Source organism: Micromonospora sp. NPDC057141 (genome assembly GCF_042670805.1).
In the GTDB taxonomy this organism is placed as follows: Bacteria; Actinomycetota; Actinomycetes; order Mycobacteriales; family Micromonosporaceae; genus Micromonospora.
On the sequence record NZ_JBHUVA010000027.1, the window covers coordinates 1 to 21,640 of the forward strand.

A 21,640-nucleotide genomic window follows, 5' to 3' on the forward strand; every position below is an offset into this window, starting at 1 on the left:
GCCCGGCGCGGCGCGGCCCGGATGCTCTGGCTGGCGCCGCGCCAGGCGCCGCCCCGGCCGAGGTGCACGACCAGGTCGCCGCCGAGGACGGGCAGCCCGTCGAGGTAGCGGTGCAGCCGGACGTGCTCGGTGCCGTCGGCGTCGGTCGCGACGTTCTTCAGCGTGAAGGTCTGCCCGTCACCGGTGAGGGCGTCGGCGGCGTGGGACTTCAGCTGGGCGACGGCGCGGGTGAACGCGTCGGCGGAGGGGGCGGCGGCCGGGGCGGCGACGGCCGCGCCGGGCACGGCGGTGGCCAGCAGCGCGGCCGAGGCCAGGCCCGCCAGGACAGTGGTACGACGCATGAGGCTCCTGCCTTCACTCGACGACCGGTCGGAAGGGGGTGCCGACCGGCGGTGACCCGGTGGTGGTGGCCGCCGGGCCGGCCCACGGCCCGCAGGTGGCGGGCCGCAGGGGCACCCCGAAACATCGACGTAACGAAGATCCTCGATGGGTGCCGGTGTCATTGTTGCGCCGAGCAACCGGTTTCCGTCACCTCTGCGACGAGAAATTTTGCGACACCGTGCGCGTTCGGAGGAATGCGACGAGTGATCGCGTACCGGGCGGAGGGTGGCGTCCGCCGCGTCGCGTGGCAACCTGTCACATCCCTGCGGCAGGATGCTCCTCGTGTGCCGTGACCGAGACGACCAGCTGACGGGAGCGGGCCGATGACCGAGAGCCTGCCGATCACCGACGACGGGTCCGCCGGCCCCGGCGAGGGGGTCGGCCGCGTGCTCGGCACCGCCGACGCCACCCCGCTGACGTTCTGGACGGCCGTGGCGCCGGGCAGCTACCTCCAGCTCGACGACGTGGTGGTGACCCGGCGCGAGATGCCCGACCGCGAGCCGGTGACCATCGCCGGGGTGGTGACCCAGGTGCGGGCGCGGCACGAGGGCGCCCAGTTCGACTCCGACGTCTTCGCCATCGCCGACGGCACCCTGCCGGCGATGGTGCAGGAGGCCGCCGAGATCACCACCACCCGGGTCGACCCGGAGGTCTACGTCCCGCCGACGCCGGGGGCGGTGGTATACCGCGCCGAGGGCGACGCGCGGGCCCGGGCGCTGCACTTCGACCGGATGGAGCGGCGGATCCCGATGGGGATGGGCCGCGACGGGGTGCCGGTCTACCTCAACGCCGACTTCCTCGACGGCACCCGGGGCGCACACGTCTCCATCTCCGGCATCTCCGGAGTCGCCACCAAGACCAGCTTCGCCACGTTCCTGCTCTACTCGGTCTTCCGCTCCGGCGTCCTCGGCGGCGACGCGGTCAACGCCAAGGCGCTGATCTTCAACGTCAAGGGCGAGGACCTGCTCTTCCTCGACCACCCCAACACCCGCCTCGACGACGCCACCCGCGCCGGCTACGCCAAGCTCGGGCTCAGCGCCGGGGCGTTCCCCGACGTGCGGGTCTACGCCCCGCCCCGGGCCGGCGACTCCTCCGGCACGCCCGACGTGAGCAGCCGGCTGACCGGGGTCGACAGCTTCTACTGGACGCTGAGCGAGTTCTGCGCCGACCGCCTGTTGCCCTACGTCTTCGCCGACGCCGACGACGAGCGCCAGCAATACACGATGGTCGTCCACTCGGTCGCCGCCCACCTGGCCCGCTACGCCCAGCCCGCCGACGGCGGGGTGAGCGTCGACGGGGTGCGCCTGGGGTCCTACACCGACCTGGTCGACCACATCGTCGAGCAGCTCAACGACGACGAGACCCGGGGCGACTGGGCGGGCAGCGCGGTCGGCCTCGGCACGGTCAACGCGTTCGCCCGGCGGCTGATCGGCAGCAAGAAGGACCTGGGCCGGCTGATCCGCGGCGACCTGGCCGCCCGCCGCCCGCACAGCATCAACACCGCCGAGTCCGCCCAGGTGACCGTCGTCGACCTGCACAACCTGCCCGACCGGGCGCAGCGGTTCGTGGTCGGGGTGACGCTCAAGAGCGAGTTCGAGCGCAAGGAGAAGGCGGGCACGGCCAAGCCGCTGCTCTTCGTCGTCCTCGACGAGCTCAACAAGTACGCGCCCCGGGAAGGCTCCTCCCCCATCAAGGAGGTGCTGCTCGACATCGCCGAGCGGGGCCGCTCGCTCGGGGTGATCCTGGTCGGCGCGCAGCAGACGGCGAGCGAGGTGGAGCGGCGGATCGTCACCAACTCGGCGATCCGGGTGGTCGGCCGGCTCGACCCGGCCGAGGCGTCCCGCCCGGAATACGGCTTCCTGCCGCCGGCCCAGCGGCAGCGGGCGCTGCTGGCCAAGCCGGGCACGATGTTCGTCAACCAGCCGGACATCCCGGTCCCGCTCTGCCTGGAGTTCCCGTTCCCGGCGTGGGCCACCCGGGTCTCCGAGGCCGGCCGGGCGCCCGCGGAGACGCTACGGTCGATCACGGGGGCGGCCGACCCGTTCGCGGTGGTCGGCTCCGGCGGCGGCACGAGCGACGACGACATCCCGTTCTAGGGGGCACCGGCCATGAAGATCCTGCACACCTCCGACTGGCACGTCGGCAAGGTGCTCAAGGGGCAGTCCCGGGCCGAGGAACACAAGCAGGTCCTCGCCGGGGTGATCGACGTCGCCCGCGCCGAGCGGCCCGACCTGGTGATCGTCGCCGGCGACCTCTACGACACGGCCGCGCCCACGCCAGAGGCGACCCGGCTGGTCACCCGGGCGCTGACCGCGTTGCGCCGCACCGGCGCCGACGTGGTGGCCATCGGCGGCAACCACGACAACGGCCAGGCCCTCGACGCGCTGCGGCCGTGGGCCGAGGCCGCCGGCATCACCCTGCGCGGCGGGGTGCGGGAGAACCCCGACGAGCACGTCATCGACGGCACGACGGCCGGCGGGGAACGCTGGCGGGTCGCCGCGCTGCCGTTCCTGTCCCAGCGGTACGCCGTGCGGGCCGTGGAGATGTACGAGCTGACCGCCGCCGAGGCCACCCAGACGTACGCCGACCACCTGGGCCGGGTGCTCGGCCGGCTCACCGAGGGCTTCGCCGAGCCCGACCGGGTGCACCTGGTCACCGCGCACCTCACCGTGGTCGGGGCGGCCACCGGCGGCGGCGAGCGCGACGCGCACACCGTCCTCGGCTACGCGGTGCCGGCGACGGTGTTCCCGGGCACCGCCCACTACGTGGCGCTGGGCCACCTGCACCGGTCGCAGCGGGTGTCGGGGCCCTGCCCGATCCGCTACAGCGGCAGCCCTCTCGCCGTCGACTTCGGCGAGCAGGAGAACGTCCCGTCGGTGACCATCGTCGAGGTGACCGCGACCAGCGCGGCGCGCATCCGGGAGGTGCCGGTGCCGGCGGCGGTGCCGCTGCGCACGGTGCGCGGCACCCTGGACCAGCTGGCCGAGATCGCCCCGCCGGAGGGCTGGCTGCGGGTGTTCGTCCGCGAGCAGCCCCGGGCCGGGCTGCGGGAGCAGGTGCAGGAGCTGCTGCCCCGGGCCCTGGAGATCCGGATCGACCCGGAGCTGGTGCCGGCCCCCGGCAGCGGCGCCCGCACCGCCCAGCGGGCCGGCCGCTCGCCCCGGGAGTTGTTCGCCGACTACCTCGACAGCCGGGGGCACGGCGACGCCGACGTCCGGGAGCTGTTCGACGAGCTGTTCGAGGAGGCGGACCGCTGATGCGCCCGATGCGGCTGGACATGGCGGGCTTCACCGTCTTCCGCGACGAGACCACCATCGACTTCACCGACGCCGATTTCTTCGCCCTCGTCGGCCCGACCGGCTCCGGCAAGTCCACGGTGCTGGACGCCATCTGCTTCGCCCTCTACGGCACGGTGCCCCGCTGGGGCGGGACGCGGGGGCTGGGCAACGCGCTCGCCCCGTCGGCCACCGAGGCGCGGGTGCGGCTGGTCTTCGAGTCCGCCGGGGACCGCTACGTGGCGACCCGGGTGGTGCGCCGCGACGGCCGGGGCAACGTCAAGACCGCCAACGCCGGGTTGCAGCTCATGCCGGCCGGGTTCGACGTGACCAAACTGGACACCGGGCTCAGCCCGGAGGACCTGGGCGAGGTGGTCGCCGGCACCCCGGCCGAGATGGACCGGGCCGTGCTGGAGGCGGTCGGGCTGCCGTACGAGCAGTTCACCAGCTGCGTGGTGCTGCCGCAGGGGCAGTTCGCCGACTTCCTGCACGCCCGGCCGGCGACCCGGCAGCAGATCCTGGTGAACCTGCTCGGCCTCGGCGTATACGAGAAGGTGCAGCGGCGGGCCACCGAGCGGGCCGGGCAGGCCGAGGCGAGGCTGGAGGCGGTCGACCGGATGCTCGGCGGGCTCGCCGACGTCGACGACGCGGCGCTGGCCGAGGCGCAGGCCGGGATCGGGCGGGCGCACGAGCTGGCCGAGGCGGTCGCGGCGGCCGTACCGGAACGGGACCGGGCCCGGGCGGCGGCGCGGGACGCACACGCGGCGCTGGCCGCCCTCGACGCCGAGCTGGCCGTGCTCGACGCGGTGCGCGCGCCCGGCGGGGTGGCCGAGGTGGCCCGGGCGGTGGCCGACGCGCGGGCCGGCGTCGGCGAGGCGGCGGGCGCGGTGGCGCTGGCCGAGGAGCGCGAGGAGAAGCTGCGCGGCGAGCTGGCCGGCGCGGGCGACGAGAGCGCGCTGCGGCTGCTGCTGAAGGCGCACGCCGACCGGGACCGGCTCGCCGGGCAGGCCGGGTCGGTGGCCACGGCGGTGACGGCCGCCCAGGCCGAGCACGACGCTGCGGTGGCCGCGCTGGACGCGGCGCGGGCGGCGGCGCAGCGGGCCGAGGCGGAGCTGGAGGCGGCGTTCCGGGCGCACGAGGAGGCCAAGGCCACCGACCAGGCGGTGGCGCTGCGGGCGCACCTGGTCGACGGGGCGGCCTGCCCGGTCTGCGAGCAGGTGGTGTCCCGGGTGCCGGCGGTGCCGGCCGGTTCGGCGGTGGCGCGGGCCACCGCCGCGGGAAAGGCGGCCCGGGCGGCCGTGCAGGCGGCCCAGCGGGTGGTGCAGGAGCGCGACGCGGCGGCCCGGGACGTGGAGCGGGTGCTGCTGCGGGCCCGCGCCGAGCACGACCAGTTGCGGGGGCGGCTGGCCGAGCTGGACGACCAGCTCGTCGGTGCCGCCGCCCCGGCGGCGCTGCGACACGACCTGGCCGAGCACGCCCGGCTGCGCAAGGCCCTCGACGACGCGGCGGGCGCGGTCCGGGCGGGGCGCGACGCCGCCCGGCGGGCCCGGGGGGTCCTCGACGCGGCCGAGGAGCGGCTGCGCGCCACCTGGCGGGACTTCGACGCGGCCCGCGACGGGCTGGCCCGGTTCGGCCCGCCGGCCGCCGACCGCAACGACGTGGCCGCGGCCTGGGCGACCCTGGCCGGGTGGGCCGGCGGGGAGGCAGCGCGGCGGCGCGCGGACCGGGCGGGGCTGGCCGAGGCGGTCGCCGGCGCGGAGGCCGCCGAGGCGGCCGTCCAGGAGCGGATCGCGGGCGTCTTCGCCGCCGCCGGGCTGGCCGCCGGGGACGACCCGGTGCGGGCGGCCACCGTCGCGGTGGAGCGCGCCGAGGCCACCCACCGGCGGCTGGTGGAGCGCCGCGAGCAGGCCGCCGAGCTGCACGAGCAGCGGGCCGGGCACGAGCACCAGGCCCGGGTGGCCCGGGCCCTGGCCGGGCACCTGCGGGCCAACAACTTCGAGCGCTGGCTGCTGGCCGAGGCGCTGGACCTGCTGGTCGACGGCGCGTCGGGGATCCTGCGCGAGCTGTCGGGCGGCCAGTACGACCTGGTCCACGACAAGGGCGAGTTCTTCGTCGTCGACCACCACGACGCCGGGCTGCGGCGCGGGGTGCGCACGCTCAGCGGCGGGGAGACGTTCCAGGCGTCGCTGGCCCTGGCGTTGGCGCTGTCGGAGCAGCTCGCCGGGATGTCCACCACGGCGGCGAGCCTGGAGTCGATCGTCCTTGACGAGGGGTTCGGCACCCTGGACGCGGCCACCCTGGACACGGTGGCGGCCACCCTGGAGAGCCTGGCCGCCCGGGGCGACCGGATGGTCGGCGTGGTCACCCACGTGCCGGCGCTGGCCGAACGCATCCCGGTCCGGTTCGAGGTCCGCAAGGACGCCCGCACCGCCCGGGTGGAACGGACCGGCCTGTGACGGGGCCGGGCGGGGCCGGTCCCACCGGCTGGGGGCCGGGCGGGACGGGGCCGGGCGGGGGCGGGCCGGTGGGCGAGGCCCCGGAGCTGTTCGTCGACGCCTGGGACCCGGGCTACGGCGCGTCCTTCGAGGCGGTGCCGGGCGGGCCGGCCACCCCGAGCCGCCAGCAGGTCGACGCCGAGGTGGAGCTGCCGGCGGTGGACTGGCGGGCCATCGACGTCCGGCCCGGCGTCCGGGCCCCGGACGTGGTGCTGCTCGTCGACGGCGTACGCCGGATCGACGCCAGTGTGTGGACGGCCGAGGCCGACGGCGCGTCGTTCCCCGGCGTGGCCGCCTCGTACGCCGCCGGGGTGGTCCGCTGCGACCTGGAGCGCGGCGCGGCGCGGCTCGCCGGCACCCAGGTGCGGCGGGGGCTGTTCACAGCCAGCCCGTCGGCCCGGGAGGTGCGCGCCGGCACGGTGCGCTACCCGGTGCACCGGGTCGGCGGCACCGGCGAGCTGAACAAGCTCCAGGCGGCCGTGCAGGGGCCGCTGACCGCGCTGGAGGTGGAGGTCTCCGGGGCGGCCCGGGTCGACGGGGACCTGCTGGTCGTCGACGGCCCGCTGCGCAGCCGCCGGCAGCTGCCCCGCACGCTCGGGTACGTCAAGACCCAGCACAGCCAGTATCTCGACGCCCGGCTGACCGCCGTGGTCACCGGGCTGCGGGCCGGCCAGCGGTCCCCGGTGTTCAAGCTCGTCACCGCCTGGGGCGGCTACTCCTGGTATCTTCGGCTGCCCGTCTCCGGGGGCGCGCCGTGGGCCGGCATCGTACGGGTGGAGTGCTCGGCCGAGCTGGCCGAGTCCGAGGCGTTCGCGCTGGCCGACCTGTCGCTGGTCACGCTCCCCCGGTTCGCGTCCACCCCGTACAAGGATCCGCGGGCCCCGCAGAACCTCATCCCGATCGCCGGCCTGGAACGCCGCCTGCGGGCGCTGCTCGGCGACGCCCGCCTGCTGCACCGGGCGCTGACCGCCGCGGCCCGGGGCCGCGGGCCGCGCTGATGACGACCGGGCCCGCCGCCACGGCGGCCCCGACGGGCGGTCGCTGATGGGCCGCCGCCGGGGCACGGACCGGGTGACCGCGCGGGTCGACACCGGCGAGGCCGAGCTGGTCCCGGACGCCGACCGGCCGCGGTCGTTCACCCTGCTGCTCGACGGCGCGCCGCAGTCGCACGTGGACCTCGCCGACCCCACCCACCTGGAGTTCGAGTACGTCCGGCGGCTGGCCGCCGCCCTCGACCTGATCGCGCCGGCGGGCGCACCGCTGCGGGTGCTGCACCTCGGCGGCGGGGCGCTGACCCTGCCCCGGTACGTGCAGGCCACCCGCCCCGGCTCCACCCAGCGGGTGTCCGAGGTGGACGCCGCCCTGGTCGACCTGGTCCGCCGGGAGCTGCCCTGGCCGGCCGACCCCCGGCTGCGGGTGCGGGTCGCCGACGCGCGGGCCACCCTGGAGTCCACCCGCGACGCCAGCTACGACGTGGTGGTCGCCGACGTCTTCGCGGGCGCCCGCACCCCGGCGCACCTGACCAGCGTGGAGTACGCGGCCGAGGTGGCCCGGGTGCTGACCCCCGGCGGCTGCTACCTGGCCAACGTCGCCGACGGGCCGCCGCTGCGACACGCCCGCGCCCAGGTCGCCACGGTGCGCGCGGTGCTGCCCCGGGCCTGCCTGGTCGGCGACGCGGCGGTGTTGCGCGGCCGGCGCTACGGCAACCTGGTGCTGGTCGCGAGCCGAATCGACCCGCCGGTGCCGGAGCTGACCCGACGGGCGGCCGGGGACTGGTTCCCGGGCCGGGTGCTGGCCGGCGACGAGCTGGGCCGGTTCGCCGGCGGGGCCGCCGTGGTGCACGACGCCGACGCCACCGACTCCACTCCGCCCCCGCCGGGAATTTTTTCGGTGCGCCGTTGATCCGCTGGGCCGCCCGGTGCGTATCCCCGGGCGGCCATGCCCGGTGGGGGTCGGGCTGATGTCATCGGACACCCGGAGGTCTGCATGCATGCGGTGGCGGCCGGCTGGCACGGCGACGCGGTGAGGGTGGGCTGGATGTCCCCCCGCGCACAGCCGCAGTCCCGCGCGTCCAGGTCGACCCGGGGGGTCGACGTACGCCCCGCCGATGGCCAGAATGGCCCGGTGTCTCCGCGATCAGCACCTGGGCGGCACCAGGCCACGTCCACTGAGACCAACCACTCCGACCAGTTGATCCGGCTGCTCTACGCCGAGCACGCCGGGCCGCTGCTGGCGTTCGTGATGCGGCTCACCGGCGGGGACCGGCAGCGCGCCGAGGACATCGTGCAGGAGACGCTGCTGCGGGCCTGGCGCAACGCCCACCGCCTCGGCGCGCAGGGGCAGGGCTCGCTGCGGCCCTGGCTGGTGACGGTGGCCCGGCGGATCGCCATCGACGAGCACCGCAGCGAACAGGCCCGCCCGGCGGAGACGTACGACCGGGACCTGACGGCCTTCGCCGAGTCGGACAGCACCGACCGGGTGCTGCGCACCATGACGGTCGCCGATGCGCTGCGTACGCTGAGTCAGTCGCACCGGGAGATCCTGGTGGCGACGTACTTCCGGGGCCGGACGGTGCCGGAGGCGGCGGAGGAGCTGGGCCTGCCGCTCGGCACCGCCAAGTCGCGGGTCTACTACGCCCTGCGCGCGCTGCGCACGGCCCTGCAGGAGAGGGGGGTGACGGAATGAGCCGGGCAGATCACATGGACGTCGCCGCGTACGCGCTGGGCGTGCTGGACGAGCACGACACCGAGCGGTTCGAGGAGCACCTCGCCACATGCTGGGCGTGCGCCGCGGAGCTGGAGACGATGGTTCCCGTGGTGGGGCTGCTCTCCGACATCGACGGCGAGACGATGACGGCCCTGGAACAGACCGCCACCGACCCGGCCCTGCTGGACCGGACGCTGGTCGCCGTCCGGGCGCACCGGCGACGGACCCGGTTCCGGCAGATGCTGGCCAGCGCCGCCGCCGTGGCGGTGTTCGGCGGGCTCACCGGCGTCGGCATCGCCAGCGTCGCCGGTGGCGGCGAAGCGCCGCGCATCGGCGCGCAGCCGACGGCGTCGGCTCCGGTCGACGGCACGCCGAGCCCTGGGCGCAGCACCGGCCCGAACGACCCGGGCACCGGTGGCAACGAGCAGGAGGGCGAGCCGTTCACCGCCGTCGACGCGTCCACCGGTGTGCAGCTCAACATGTGGCTGATCTCGAAGGACTTCGGCACCCGGATCGACTTCCAGCTCAAGCGGCTGCCGGGGCCGCGCACCTGCCGGCTGATGGTGGTCCGCAAGAACGACACGACCGAGGTCCTGTCGACCTGGTCGGTGCCCGGGGGCGGCTACGGCACCACCACCAATCCGCTGCCGCTGGAGCTGAGCGGGGCCACATCCGTGCCGAAGGACGACATCGCCAAGCTGGTGGTGCAGTCGGTGGACGTCAACGGGGTGGCCAGCCCGCTGGTGCAGGTGCCGATGTAGGACGCGTACCCGAATCGGCGTCGGTCGCTGTCGCGGCCGGCGCCGATTTTGCGTGCCCGCAGTTCGCCGGAGGGGTTGTCCGGCGGTACGCGCGGCAGCCGGGAATGGTTCAACCGAGATAAGTGAAATTGACCACTGTTATTCCTTCAACCTTGACAGCCGACCTGCCCGTACTAACCGGCGAACTGCAAAGAATGAGGAGGGCACGTGGCACAGCTGAAGCGGACCGTCATCGTCGCAAGCGCCATGGTCGCACTTACGGCCTGCGCTCCCGCAGGTTACGACGGGGCGAGCTCGGGCGCGGCAGAGCCGGTCGCAGTGGCCGCGGCCGAGCCCACTGCGGCAGTGGAACCGGAGGCCTCGGCCTCCCCCGACGCGGCGGCCACCACCGCGGCCCCGGACGCCGCGCCGCCGGCCGACGTCGAGCTGACCGACCAGCTCGTCGGCAAGAAGGTGGCCCGGATGGGCAAGGTGGTCACCGACGAGGAGGGCTGGGTCCTCTACCGGTTCGACAAGGACTCCGACGACCCGCCCGCGTCGAACTGCGTGGACAAGTGCGCCGAGGTGTGGCCGCCCGCGCTGACCGACGGCAGCCCGCAGCTCAGCGGCGTCTCCGACGACAAGGTCGGCACCATCACCCGGCAGGACGGCACCCGGCAGATCACCCTGGGCGGCTGGCCGCTCTACCGCTACATCGGCGACAAGAAGCCGGGCCAGTGGAAGGGCCAGGGCGTCGGCGGCACCTGGTTCGTCGCCCAGCCCGACGGCAAGAAGAACCTCGAGTGCCTGCCGACCGGCACCCCGAAGGCGGTCGCCCCGCCGTCGTCCAGCGACGCGGGCGCCGCGGACTCCGGCTACTCGTACTGACGGACCCGGTGGTCGGTCGCGGCCGGGGAGGGCACGACCGACCACCGCCGTGAACCGGACCGGCGTACCGGCAACGCCGCGTCCCGGCCGCGGCGCCGGCCCCCGAAGAGGATGGGCCGGCGCCGCGATCCGCCGGACCTCCCGGAGCGGAGGAGGGCGGTGGGCGCGCTGACGCCAGCACCCGCGCCCACCGAGGTCCCCCCACCCCGCACCTCACGGCCGGTTCCGGCCGCTCCGCTCCGGCAAGGAGGCACCGCCGACGTTCCCCACGTCGGCGGTGCCGCTCTTTGTGCCGTGGGGCAGCGTGGCAGAGTGACGGGGTGAGTGAACCCTCCGCGCGCCGGGCGCTGCGCCCGCCCGCCGGCTACCGGCTGGCCGCGTCGGTCCGGCCGCTCACCTTCAGCACGTACGACCCGTGCGCCCGCATCGCCGCCGGCACGTTCTGGTGGGCGACCCGCACCCCCGCCGGCCCCGCCACCCTCGCGCTCCGCCCGGCCGGCGCCGGGGAGCTGCTCGCCGAGGGGTACGGCCCGGGGGCCGACTGGGTGGTCGAGCGGGCCGACGCCGTCGCCGGGCTCCGCGACGACCTCACCGGGTTCGCCGAGCGGGCCGCCGCGCACCCGGTGGTGGCCCGGCTGGCCGCCCGGCATCCCGGCCTGCGGATGCCGGCCACCGGCCAGGTCTTCCCCCGGGCGCTGCGGGCGATCCTGGAACAGAAGGTCACCGGCACGGATGCCTACCGGGCGTACGCGACGGCCGTGCGCCACTTCGGCGAGCCGGCACCCGGGCCGATGCAGCCGCTGCTGCTGCCGCCCGACCCGGCGGCGGTGGCCGCCGCGCCGTACTGGGTGTTCCACCCGTTCGGGGTGGAGCAGAAGCGCGCCGACACGCTGCGCCGGGCCGCCGCCGAGGCCGCGCGGCTGGAACGCTGCGCCGACGCCGCCGAGGCGACCCGCCGGCTGACCGCCGTCGGAGGCATCGGGGCGTGGACGGCCGCCGAGGTGGTGCGGATCGCGTACGGGGACCCGGACGCGGTCAGCGTCGGCGACTACCACCTGCCCCACACGGTGGCCTGGGCCCTGGCCGGCGAGCCGCGCGGCGACGACGCCCGGATGCTGGCGCTGCTGGAGCCGTTCCGGGGGCACCGGGGGCGGGTCTGCCTGTTGCTCGCCGCCGGGGGCGTGCAGGCACCCAGGTACGGGCCGCGCATGCCGATCCGCTCCTTCGCCCGGTACTGACCCGCGCCTCGGGCCGCACCGTCAGGCGGCGGGGCGGGAGCACAGGCGGCGCAGGGTGCGGCCCAGCCACCAGGCGTACCCCCGTTGGAAGGCCCGGCCGGCGGGCCCGGCCGCGCGCATGAACCAGCGGTCCGGCCGGCTGAACGCGCGCACCTCGAACCAGACGGCACCGGAGCCGTCCCGCTCCACCACGAACGCCTCCTCGCCCCGCTCCGGGTGGCCGGGCAGCGTGCCGTACCCGAAGCCGGCCCGGCCCGGCTCGTCCACCGCCCAGACCACCTCCGTCGGGCCCCAGATCCGCGCCGGTCCGACGCCCAGCCCTGGCGTGACCCGCGCCCCCGGGGCGGCGCGCGGCACGCCGGTGCGCATCACCACGCCGGCGGCACGGTGCAGCCGCCAGCCGAGCACCGCGTTCGCCGCGATCGGGAAGCCTCCGTCGGGCAGCCGGACCCGGTGGCGCAGGTGGTGGTAGCCGGTAGGCAGGGTGCCGTCGCGGGTCGCCCCCACCTCGGGGTACGTCAGCTCGGACACGGCGGCGACCTCCTCGCGTGGGACACCCGCCAGGGTACGGCCGCATCGTCGGGCACCGCCCGGACGCCCACGGCATCCCGCTCGCCGTGCTGGAGAAGCGGCTGGTCAGCCCGGCTGGCAGCGACGCCTGAGCCCGTCGGCCTCAAGCCGCAGGTAGCGCCGGATGAGGCCACCGTAGCGCCAGCCGACCGGTGCGGCCAGCAGGCCGGACTGGTCCAGGCTCAGCTCGACCCGGACCCCGCCGCCGGGCAGCGGGACGATCCGGTGGTCGCCACGGCTGCGCACGCCGGGCAGCGCGCAGACCCAGACGAAACGGTACGGTGCGTCGACCTCGACGACCCGCCACACGGCGGGACGCAGCCCGGGCTGTTCCAGCCGGGCGGTGGAGCCCACGGTCAGCGGCCCCGGCTCCAGCCGGTGCGCCCGCCGCACGGAGGCGGTCCACTCCGGCCAGCGCTCCACGTCGGACTGCACCGCCCAGACCCGCTCGGCGTCGGCGTCGATCTCCGTGACCACCTCGAAGCGCATGCGTCCTGCCCCTTCCGTCGTCCCCGCCGCTGCCCCACGCCCCCCGACGAGACCGGGCGCGAGATCGTGACCGGGGTGGTCTCCCCCGGATCTTGGACACCTGTCGTTCCGCGCGGACACCAACTGTCCAACATCGGAAGGCGGGAGGGTCGCGGGGGGGTCAGGCGGCCTCGTGGAGGTCGGCCAGGGTGAGCGGGGTACGCCGGCGCAGCAGCTCCTCCAGCTCGGCGACCGTGCCGACCTCGCCGAGCACGTCCTTGCCGCCGCCGAAGCGGGCCGGGTAGCGGCGCACCAGGCGGTACCGGTAGCGACCGTGGATCAGCTCGACGCTGACCCGCCAGCGCCCGCAGCACCCGCAGACCCACTCCCGCACTCGGCGAAAGTAGCTCTGGGCTGCGCAAACACCATCCGGTCGCGCGGGCCGGGACGGGACGGGCGGGGACACCCCGCCCCACCACCGCCGGTGATCCGCCTCACGACTGTCGGTGGTGTCTGGTTGACTGTCGCCGTGGACCTGCCGATCAACCCGCCGGTCGAACCGATGCTGGCCAAGGCCGTCTCGCGGCTGCCCACCGACCCCGGCACGACGTACGAGCCGAAGTGGGACGGCTTCCGCTGCATCGTGTTCCGCGACGGCGACGAGGTGGAGCTGGCCAGCCGGGGCGGCAAGACGATGACCCGCTACTTCCCCGAGGTGGTCGAGCAGGCCCTGCGGCAGCTGCCCGAGCGGTGCGCCGTCGACGGTGAGCTGATCGTGATCCGCCGCGACGGCCCGGACGGGCAGCCCCGGCTCGACTTCGAGCTGCTCGCCCAGCGCATCCACCCCGCCGCGTCCCGGGTGAAGCTGCTGGCCGAGACGACCCCCGCCGACTTCGTCGCCTTCGACCTGCTCGCCCTCGGCGACGAGCTGCTGACCGACCGGCCCTACCCGGAACGCCGCGCCCGGCTGGAGCGGGCCCTGGCCGGGGTGCACCCGCCGGTGCACGTCACCCAGGTCACCACCGACCCCGCCACGGCCCGCCGCTGGTTCGACGTGTTCGAGGGCGCCGGGCTCGACGGGCTGATCGCCAAGCCCGCCGACCTGCCCTACGAGCCGGGCAAGCGGCTGATGGCCAAGGTCAAGCACGCCCGCACCGCCGACGTCGTGGTGGCCGGCTTCCGCTGGCACAAGACCGGCCCGGTGGTCGGCTCGCTGCTGCTCGGCCTCTACGACGACGGCGTGCTGCAACACATCGGGGTCAGCTCCTCGTTCACCGCCGCCCGCCGCAAGGAGCTGCTGGACGAGCTGGCACCCTACCGGGACGCCGACCCCGACCACCCGTGGGCGCACGGCGACCACGAGCGCGGCCAGCGCATCCCCGGCGGCGTCAGCCGGTGGACGGGCACGAAGAACCTGGAGTGGGAGCCGCTGCGCCCGGAGCTGGTGGCCGAGGTGGGCTACGACGCGATGGAGGGCGACCGGCTGCGGCACACCGCCCGGTTCGTCCGCTGGCGGCCCGACCGCGACCCCCGGTCCTGCGGCTACGACCAGCTCGACCGCCCGATCCGCTACGACGTCGACCAGGTCCTGCGCGGCGATCCGGCGGCGACGGCCGAGCCCAGGCCCGGCCGGGCGTAGCCTGAGGCGTCGGCACGATCGGTCGACACGATCACGAGAGGCGCGCCGGTGACCCGCATTCCCGACCGGATCCGCCGGGTCCGGCTGACCCTCGCCGGGCTCGGCGCCGCGGTTGTGGTCGCCGCCGGCTGCACGCTGCCCGCGTTCGCGCCGCGCACGGAGGGCGCGGGCGAGGCCGCCCCGCCGGGCGCCGCCCCGACCTGGCGGGCCTGCCCCGAGGTGGCCGACGACCTGGTGGGCCGGCGCGCGCCCGACATGCGCTACGAGTGCGCCCGCATCGCCGTGCCGCGCAACTGGGGCACCGGCGGCGGCGCGACGGCCGGGCCGGGCACCGGGGAGACCTTCGAGATCGCCCTGCTGCGGGCCCGCTCGACGAAGCAGCGGGACCGGATCGGCTCCCTGGTGATCAACCCGGGCGGCCCGGGCGGCTCCGGCGTGGACACCGCCGTCTACCTCTCCTTCGGCCCGACGTTCGGCGGCCTGCCTTCGTCGGTCACCGAGCGGTTCGACATCGTCGGCTTCGACCCGCGCGGGGTGGCCCGGTCCAGCCCCGTGAAGTGCATCTCCGACGCCGACCTCGACGCCAGCTTCGGCTACGACCCCGACCCGGAGTCCCCGGCGTCCTTCGACGGGTTCGTGGCGCTCAACGAGCGGATCGGGCGCGGCTGCGGCAACAAATACGGCGACCAGCTCCCGCTCTACGGCACCGAGCAGGCCGCCCGCGACATGGACGCGGTGCGCGCGGCGGTCGGCGACGAGAAGCTGACCTACCTCGGCTACTCCTACGGCACCCTGCTCGGCGCGACGTACGCCCAGCTCTACCCGCAGCGGGTGCGGGCCCTGGTGCTCGACGGCGCGGTCGACCCGACGCAGGACCTGGTGGCCGGCTCGGAGAGCCAGGCGAAGGGCTTCGAGCGGGCGTTCGACAACTTCACCCGGTGGTGCGCCGCCAACGCCGGGCGTTGCCCGCTCGCTCCGGACGCCCGGGCGGCGGTGACCTCGGCGATCGACAAGGCGAAGGTCTCCCCCGTCAGGGCGGCGGACGGCCGGGAGGCCACCTCCGGCTGGGTCTTCTACGCGGTCATCTCCTCGCTCTACACGGAGTCGGGCTGGCAGGAGCTGGCCCACGCCATCGAGCGGCTGGACGGCGGCGACCCGGGTGAGGTGTTCCGGCTGGCCGACGCGTACGCCGGCCGGGACGACAACGGAAAATACTCGAACCTCTTCGACGCCAACCTCGCGGTCAACTGCACCGACGCGACCGAGAAGCCGAGCGTACAGCGCATCCGTCAGCTCCAGTCGCAGTGGCGTCAGACGTACCCGCTGTTCGGCCCGGCCCTCGCCGTCGGCATGCTCGGCTGCGCCGAGTGGCCCGGCGGGCGGGACCCGTACCCGACGGGGAAGGCGGCCGGCGCTCCGCCGATCGTGGTGGTGGGCACCACCGGCGACCCGGCGACGCCGTACGAGCAGACGGCGACGCTGGCCTCGATGCTGGGCGTCGGCCGGGTGCTGACCTGGGAGGGCGAGGGGCACACGGCATACCCGCAGACGAGCTGCGTGACCGACGCGGTGGACGCGTACCTGATCTCGCTGACGGTGCCCCGGGAGGGGCTGCGCTGCCCGGCCCGGTGACGCTCACCCGCGCCCGGCGACGGCTCACCCGCGGAATTTGCGGGCGCGTCGCCCCGGCGGCGGGGGCGGGGTGGGCTCGGTCGGCAGGTCGATGCCGTGCCGGGCCGCCAGCTCCTCCAGCAGGGCCCGCATCCGCCGTACGTCGGCCTTCAGCTCCTCCTGCTCGTCGTGCTCGAAGGCATCGTCGTCCACGATCAACTGGCTGGCGAAGTGCGCGGTGATCAGCGGGATGACCAGCAGCACCATGGTCGAGATGAGCAGCGCCGCGAGGGCGCGGCCGGCCCCCGTGGTCGGGGAGATGTCGCCGTATCCGACGGTGGACGCGGTGACCACCGCCCACCAGACCGAGTCGGCGGCGCTCTTGTGCTCCACGTGGCTGTAGGCCACCCCGGCCACCACGATCATCAGCAGGTACGACGTGATCAGCGTCTTGGGCGAGTTGGCGAACCACACGAGGCCCCGGTAGATCCAGCGGAACGGCAGCAGCAGGACGTCCATGCCGCATCATGCTGCCCGGTCCCGGCAACCCGTGGTCGGGACATCGCCCGCTGCCGTTGTGCCAGGCTGATGCCATGCGCACAGTGATCTTCCGGGAGGCGGTCCGGGCCGACCTGCCGGCCATCGTCGCCCTGCTCGCCGACGACGTGCTGGGCCGGGCCCGCGACGTCGCCGAGGTGGACGACGCGTACGAGCGGGCCTTCGCGGACATCTCCGCCGACCCCCGCAACCATCTCGTGGTGGCCGACGACGGCGGGGTGGTCGTGGGCTGCCTGCAGATCACCTACATCCCCGGCCTCGGCCGGCACGGCGCGGAGCGGTCCCTCATCGAGGCGGTGCGGGTGCGCTCCGACCGCCGGGGGCGGGGGCTGGGCGGCGAGATGATCCGTTGGGCGATCGAACAGGCAAGGCACCGCGGCTGTGCCCTGGTGCAGCTCACCACCGACAAGTCCCGCACCGACGCCCACCGCTTCTATCTGAACCTGGGCTTCCAGCCCACCCACGAGGGCATGAAGCTCCCCCTCTGACCCCGCCCCCGCAGGGACGGGGCGGGTCAGGGGGTGGGGGTCAGGTGGCCGTCGCGGAGGGTGAGGGTGCGGTCGGCCAAGTCGATGAGGGCCGGGTCGTGGGTGGCTACCAGGGCCGTCATGCCGCGCGCATGCACCACCGCGCGGAGCAGGTCCATGATGGAGCGGCCCGTCTCCGAGTCGAGCTGGCCGGTGGGTTCGTCGGCGATCAGCAGGTCCGGCTCGTTGGCGAGAGCCCGGGCCAGCGCCACCCGCTGCTGCTGCCCGCCGGAGAGCTCGTACGGCCGCTGCGCGGCGTGCCCGCCCAGCCCCACCAGCTCCAGCAGCACCGCCACCCGTTCCTCCCGCTCGGCGGCGGGCACCTTCGCCAGCCGCAACGGCACCCCGACGTTCTCGGCGGCGGAGAGGATCGGGATCAGCCCGAAGGTCTGGAAGACGAACCCGACGGTCCCCCGGCGCAGCCGCAGCAGCTCCCGCTCGCCGGCCGTGCCGAGATCGTGCCCGGCCACCCGCACCCGGCCGGAGTCGGGCCGGTCCAGGCCGCCGACCAGGTTCAACAGGGTGGTCTTCCCGGCACCCGACCGGCCCCGGACGGCGACCAGCTCGCCCCGGCCGGCGCTGAACGAGACGTCCCGGACGGCGTGCACCGCCCGGTCGCCACGGCCGAAGGTGCGACTCACCCGGTCCACCCGCACCACCTCGTCCGCCGTCGAGGCGACTCCGGCGGCGGCCCCGGGGGCGAACCCGGAGGTGGGGGCGGTGGCGACGAGGGGGCCGGGCCGCTGCTGCTCGCTCACGTGTCACTCCGTTCGGTGTCTGCCCGGCCGACCGGCCGCACCTCGACGTGGTCGGGTTCCAGGGTGAGCCGGACCCGGTCGCGCAGGGCCAGGGCGTCGACGAAGGACTCCGGCAGCTGCATCCGGCCGGCGCGATCCAGCACGGCGTACTCCTCGCTGACCAGCTCGGTGCTGCCGTCCGCGCCGATCCGCGCGGTCCGGCGTACCTCGGAGGCGGTCCGGCCGTCGCGGATGGCGACGGTCCGGCGGACCTGGGTGGCCACGGCATGGTCGTGGGTGACCACCACGACGGTCACCCCCAGTTCCGCGTTGATCTGCCGCAGCGCGGCGAAGACCTCCGCGCCGGTGGCCTCGTCCAGCTCGCCGGTCGGCTCGTCGGCGAAGAGCACCTCCGGGTCGTTGGCCACGGCCACCGCGACCGCGCAGCGCTGCTGCTCCCCACCGCTGAGCTGTGCCGGCCGCCGATCGGCGCAGTTGCCCACGCCGACCAGGTCGAGCAGCTCGCGGGCCCGCTCGCGGCGGGCCCGGCGGGAGCGCCGCCCGGCCAGCCGCATCGGCAGCTCGACGTTCTCCAGCGCGGTCAGGTACGGCAACAGGTTGCGGCCGGTCTGCTGCCAGACGAACCCGGCCATCCGGCGACGGTAGCTCAACCGGCGGCGGGCGGACATCGCGAGCAGGTCGTACTCGGCGACCCGGGCGATGCCGGCGGTCGGGGTGTCCAGCCCGGAGAGGATGTTCAGCAGGGTCGACTTGCCCGAGCCGGACGCGCCCACGATCGCGACCAACTCCCCCCGGTCGATGACCAGGTCGAGCCCCTGCAACGCGACCACCTCGGCCCCGTCGGTCTTGAAGATCCGCACCAGGCCGTCGCAGACGATGTGCCCGCGCAGCCGGTCGTGCCCGCCGGCCCGCTCGGCCGCCCGCTGCGCGGCCCGCCGCTGAAGGGTGGCCAGGTCCGGCGCGGCGGGCGCCGCCACGGTGGCTGTCATCTCAGCTCTCCTCTCCGAGCCGGAGCACCTCGCCGAGGCGCATTCGGCGGTTGTTCACCGTCTCCACGTTCACCGCGAGGGCCAGCGCCACCGCGCCGGCCGCCAGCACGGCCCCGACCAGCCCGGGCGAGAACGCGACCCGGACCGGCTCGCCGCCGGTGAACGCGGCCAGCCCGAGCGCCGGGGTGAGCAGCAGGGGCAGCAGCGCCCCCGTGAGCGCGCCGGTGAGCAGCGCGGCGGCGACCAGAGGCGTCAGCTCCACCAGCAGCAGCCCTCGCCGCTGCCGGCGGGACAGGCCGAGGGTCCGCAGCCGGGAGAGCACCTGCCCCCGTGTCCGCGCCCCGGCAAGCACCGCGAAGGCGATCGCCAGCAGGCCGAACGCGGCGCCTCCGGCCGCGCCGGCGGCGAAGCCGAAGACGAGCAGGCCGTTCGCGCCGCCGCCGCCGAGCTGCTGGCGGGCACCCTGCCAGGTGGTCACCTCGGCGCCGCGCGGGCGCTCCCCCGCGGCGAAGCTGCCGCCGGTCTGGTAGCGGCGCTGACCCTCGTCGCCCGCCCGCCGCAGCGCCTCGACGTCGAACCCGTCGCCGGAGACCAGGAACGCCGTCGGCACCGGGCCGGTCGCGCCCGGGCCGGGTGAGCCTCGGCCGGGCGTGCCTGGGCCGGGCGGCACCGAACCGGGCGCGTCCCTCTCGGGCAGGGCCTGCCAGGGCAGCACCACGAACCGCTCGACGTCGGGTGGGACCAGCGGGAAACCGTCGGCCGTGTCGGCCACCCGGAACGGTTGGGCGTACCCCTGCACGGTCACCAGGGCCGTCCCGTCGAGGCCCGCATGGGTCAGCTCGGCGGCGAGGCCCGGCGAGACGAGCGCGGGCGCCGGCCCCGGCGACGGGCCCGCCCGCAGCACCGGCGGCACCGACACGTCCACCCCGGCGTCCCGCGCCGTGTCGGTCAGGCCCGGGCCGTCGACCAGCAGCACGGTGACGGCGGCGAGACCCGCGTCGACGCCCCGGGCGTCGGCGATGCGCAGCGCGCTCTCCCGCAGCACCGGGGTGCTGCGCCGCACGCCGGGCAACCGTTGCAGGGCGGCACCGGTGTCCGGGGCGAGCCGCTCCCCGTCGACCAGCGCGGACGCCGGCACGGCCGTGGTGGCCGTCCGGTCCCGGCCGGCCTCGATGCCGCCCGCCACGACCCCGCAGAATGCCGCCGTGGCGACCGCGACCACGACGACGACCACCGGCCCGGTGGCCGCCGACCGGCTCGCCCCGGCCACCCCGAGGAACGTCACGCTGCCGCGGGTGCGGGCCGCGACGCGGCCGAGCAGCCGCAGCGGCCAGGGGTAGAGCCGCAGCGCCAGCACCGCGGCGGCGACGGCCAGCAGCACCGGCACCGAGACCAGCAGCGGATCGACCGAACCGGGGGCGAGGCCCCGACGGCGGATCAGGACCGTGGCCAGCACGGCGAGGGCGACGACGAGGAGTTCGAGGGTCAGCCGGCGGCCACCGGCGCGGCGGCCGGACAGGTCGCGTCGAACTCCCGGCAGGGCCGACGCGCCCAGCGTGGCCAGCGGCAGAGCCAGGGTGGCCAGGGCCGCCGCGACGAGGACCAGCCAGTCGGTGCCCGGCGCGGAGCCGGGCAGCAGCCGGCCGAGCAGCCAGCCGAGCGCCGCGGCCGGCGGCACCACCAGCGCCGACTCGGCGAGGCTGCGCCGCGCGCCGCTGGTCCACGCGCCGCCCCGGGCCACCAGCAGGGCGAACTCGGCCTCCCGGCGGCGGGCCGCCAGCCGGGCCGCGAGCACGATCAGCCCCGCCACCGTGGCGAACATCCCGGCGGCGATCACCGCGAGCAGCGTCCGAGCGGCGGAGACCGCGTCGAGGAACTGCCGCAGCGGTACGTCCACAGCCTGCGTGACGCTCAGCCCGGCCGGGGGCGTGCGCTCCAGCCGCCGTACGCCGTCGACGACGGCGCGCAGATCGGCGACGGCCATGTTGCCGAGGCGGTAGCGCCAGGAGAACCGCACCGGCACGCCGGTCGCGATCGCCGCGTCCAGGCCTGCGCCGCTGGTCAGCGCCACCATCTCGTACGGCTCCGCGTCGCCGGCCGGCTCGGTCACCCGCAGCGCCGACGGCAGGGTGTTCCAGATGCCGTCCGTGGCCCGCACGGGCTCGAAGACGCCCACCACGAGCAGTGGGAGCGGCTCCCCGCCGGCACCGCTGAAACGCAGGCGGCTGCCCACGCGGAGGTTCAGCTTGCGGGCCGTGTCGGCGGCCAGCGCGACCTCGACGGGCTGCTCCGCGCCCACCGCCTCCGCCGGCCAGCGTCCCTCGGTCAGGGTGGCCGCCCCGGTGACGCCCGGTGACGCGCGGAGCCGGGCGACGACGAAATAGTTCTTCGCCGCGAGGTCCGGGCCGGTCAGCCGGCTGAAGGCGGTCTCCGCGAGGAACCACCGGCTCTGCACCGCCTCCCGGACGGCCCCGGGCAGGCCCGCCTGGAACGTGTCGAGTTCCTGGCCCCGTGTCGCGGTGACCGGCTGGCCGCCCCCGCCGGCCGGTGCCTCGGCGGCGGTGAGGGTCACGTCCCGCTCGGCGGCCGGGCGGTCGGCGATGTGTTGCCGCAGCCCCCGCTCGGCGAGCCGGTCGGCGGTACGCGGAACGCCGGTCACCAGCAGCGCGGCCACCAGCGCCAGCACCCCCAGCAGGAGGAACTGCCCGGCGAAGGCCCGCACCCGGCGGGCGGCCCCGGCCAGCGCCGACCCGCCCCCGCCCACCGGCCCCCGCCGGCCCGCTGCCCCGCCCCCGTT

General features: G+C 75.9%; 19 protein-coding genes and 1 pseudogene. 12 read left to right on the forward strand and 8 right to left on the reverse strand.

Features of this window, described 5'->3' with window-relative positions; all coding sequences use genetic code 11:
* Positions 1 to 341 (reverse strand): annotated as a pseudogene (locus tag ACFT41_RS16200) (hypothetical protein); the annotation flags it as partial.
* Positions 342 to 722: 381 nt separating this feature from the next.
* Between ACFT41_RS16200 and ACFT41_RS16205 the strand changes: the two are divergent.
* The 9 genes from ACFT41_RS16205 (at position 723) to ACFT41_RS16245 (ending at position 11,723) form a co-directional block, all read left to right on the forward strand.
* Positions 723 to 2,477 (forward strand): ATP-binding protein, encoded by a 1,755-nt coding sequence (locus tag ACFT41_RS16205; RefSeq protein ID WP_377589846.1) that lies wholly within the window; start codon positions 723 to 725, stop codon positions 2,475 to 2,477.
* 12 nt (positions 2,478 to 2,489) lie between these two features.
* Entirely contained in the window at positions 2,490 to 3,638 is a 1,149-nt protein-coding gene (locus ACFT41_RS16210) for an exonuclease SbcCD subunit D (protein ID WP_377589845.1), read from the forward strand.
* Positions 3,638 to 6,112, forward strand: coding sequence for an AAA family ATPase (locus tag ACFT41_RS16215; protein WP_377589844.1), 2,475 nt, complete (start codon positions 3,638 to 3,640; stop codon positions 6,110 to 6,112). Before ACFT41_RS16210 ends, ACFT41_RS16215 begins: the two co-directional genes overlap by 1 nt.
* A gap of 68 nt (positions 6,113 to 6,180) precedes the next feature.
* A complete protein-coding gene (locus tag ACFT41_RS16220) occupies positions 6,181 to 7,149 on the forward strand; it encodes a hypothetical protein (protein WP_377589843.1) in 969 nt (322 codons plus the stop codon).
* Between the two features lie 46 nt (positions 7,150 to 7,195).
* Positions 7,196 to 8,053 (forward strand): spermidine synthase, encoded by an 858-nt coding sequence (locus ACFT41_RS16225; RefSeq protein ID WP_377589842.1) that lies wholly within the window; start codon positions 7,196 to 7,198, stop codon positions 8,051 to 8,053.
* A gap of 84 nt (positions 8,054 to 8,137) precedes the next feature.
* Complete coding sequence (locus tag ACFT41_RS16230) at positions 8,138 to 8,836, forward strand: sigma-70 family RNA polymerase sigma factor (RefSeq protein ID WP_377589841.1); 699 nt, start codon at positions 8,138 to 8,140, stop codon at positions 8,834 to 8,836.
* A complete protein-coding gene (locus ACFT41_RS16235) occupies positions 8,833 to 9,618 on the forward strand; it encodes an anti-sigma factor family protein (protein WP_377589840.1) in 786 nt (261 codons plus the stop codon). Before ACFT41_RS16230 ends, ACFT41_RS16235 begins: the two co-directional genes overlap by 4 nt.
* A gap of 345 nt (positions 9,619 to 9,963) precedes the next feature.
* Entirely contained in the window at positions 9,964 to 10,485 is a 522-nt protein-coding gene (locus ACFT41_RS16240; RefSeq protein WP_377613903.1) for a hypothetical protein, read from the forward strand.
* A gap of 320 nt (positions 10,486 to 10,805) precedes the next feature.
* A complete protein-coding gene (locus ACFT41_RS16245; RefSeq protein WP_377585379.1) occupies positions 10,806 to 11,723 on the forward strand; it encodes a DNA-3-methyladenine glycosylase family protein in 918 nt (305 codons plus the stop codon).
* Between the two features lie 21 nt (positions 11,724 to 11,744).
* Here ACFT41_RS16245 and ACFT41_RS16250 read toward each other — a convergent pair whose 3' ends face one another.
* From ACFT41_RS16250 to ACFT41_RS16260, 3 genes are all read right to left on the reverse strand, one after another.
* Positions 11,745 to 12,254 (reverse strand): DUF1990 family protein, encoded by a 510-nt coding sequence (locus ACFT41_RS16250; protein ID WP_377585376.1) that lies wholly within the window; start codon positions 12,252 to 12,254, stop codon positions 11,745 to 11,747.
* 105 nt (positions 12,255 to 12,359) lie between these two features.
* On the reverse strand, positions 12,360 to 12,782 hold the full coding sequence (locus tag ACFT41_RS16255; protein ID WP_377585373.1) for an SRPBCC family protein: 423 nt from the start codon (positions 12,780 to 12,782) through the stop codon (positions 12,360 to 12,362).
* 160 nt (positions 12,783 to 12,942) lie between these two features.
* Positions 12,943 to 13,155 carry a hypothetical protein gene (locus ACFT41_RS16260; RefSeq protein WP_229404206.1) on the reverse strand — a complete coding sequence of 71 codons (213 nt, stop codon included), beginning with the start codon at positions 13,153 to 13,155 and terminating at the stop codon, positions 12,943 to 12,945.
* Between the two features lie 135 nt (positions 13,156 to 13,290).
* Here ACFT41_RS16260 and ACFT41_RS16265 point away from each other — a divergent pair, with 135 nt between their 5' ends.
* Positions 13,291 to 14,400, forward strand: a complete 1,110-nt coding sequence (locus ACFT41_RS16265; RefSeq protein ID WP_377585394.1) for an ATP-dependent DNA ligase — start codon at positions 13,291 to 13,293, stop codon at positions 14,398 to 14,400.
* Positions 14,401 to 14,469: 69 nt separating this feature from the next.
* Positions 14,470 to 16,032: an alpha/beta hydrolase gene (locus ACFT41_RS16270; protein ID WP_377585391.1), complete on the forward strand. Its 1,563-nt coding sequence runs from the start codon at positions 14,470 to 14,472 to the stop codon at positions 16,030 to 16,032.
* A 24-nt stretch (positions 16,033 to 16,056) separates the two neighbouring features.
* Here ACFT41_RS16270 and ACFT41_RS16275 read toward each other — a convergent pair whose 3' ends face one another.
* Positions 16,057 to 16,530 (reverse strand): ion channel, encoded by a 474-nt coding sequence (locus ACFT41_RS16275; protein WP_377585370.1) that lies wholly within the window; start codon positions 16,528 to 16,530, stop codon positions 16,057 to 16,059.
* Positions 16,531 to 16,604: 74 nt separating this feature from the next.
* Between ACFT41_RS16275 and ACFT41_RS16280 the strand changes: the two genes are divergently transcribed.
* Positions 16,605 to 17,057, forward strand: a complete 453-nt coding sequence (locus ACFT41_RS16280; protein WP_377585367.1) for a GNAT family N-acetyltransferase — start codon at positions 16,605 to 16,607, stop codon at positions 17,055 to 17,057.
* Between the two features lie 26 nt (positions 17,058 to 17,083).
* Here ACFT41_RS16280 and ACFT41_RS16285 read toward each other — a convergent pair whose 3' ends face one another.
* The 3 genes from ACFT41_RS16285 to ACFT41_RS16295 all read right to left on the reverse strand — a co-directional run bounded on the left by ACFT41_RS16285 (position 17,084) and on the right by ACFT41_RS16295 (position 21,607).
* On the reverse strand, positions 17,084 to 17,755 hold the full coding sequence (locus ACFT41_RS16285) for an ABC transporter ATP-binding protein (RefSeq protein WP_377585388.1): 672 nt from the start codon (positions 17,753 to 17,755) through the stop codon (positions 17,084 to 17,086).
* Between the two features lie 95 nt (positions 17,756 to 17,850).
* Positions 17,851 to 18,843 (reverse strand): ABC transporter ATP-binding protein, encoded by a 993-nt coding sequence (locus ACFT41_RS16290; RefSeq protein WP_377585364.1) that lies wholly within the window; start codon positions 18,841 to 18,843, stop codon positions 17,851 to 17,853.
* A 1-nt stretch (position 18,844) separates the two neighbouring features.
* A complete protein-coding gene (locus ACFT41_RS16295) occupies positions 18,845 to 21,607 on the reverse strand; it encodes a hypothetical protein (protein WP_377585361.1) in 2,763 nt (920 codons plus the stop codon).
* Positions 21,608 to 21,640 lie beyond the last annotated feature (33 nt).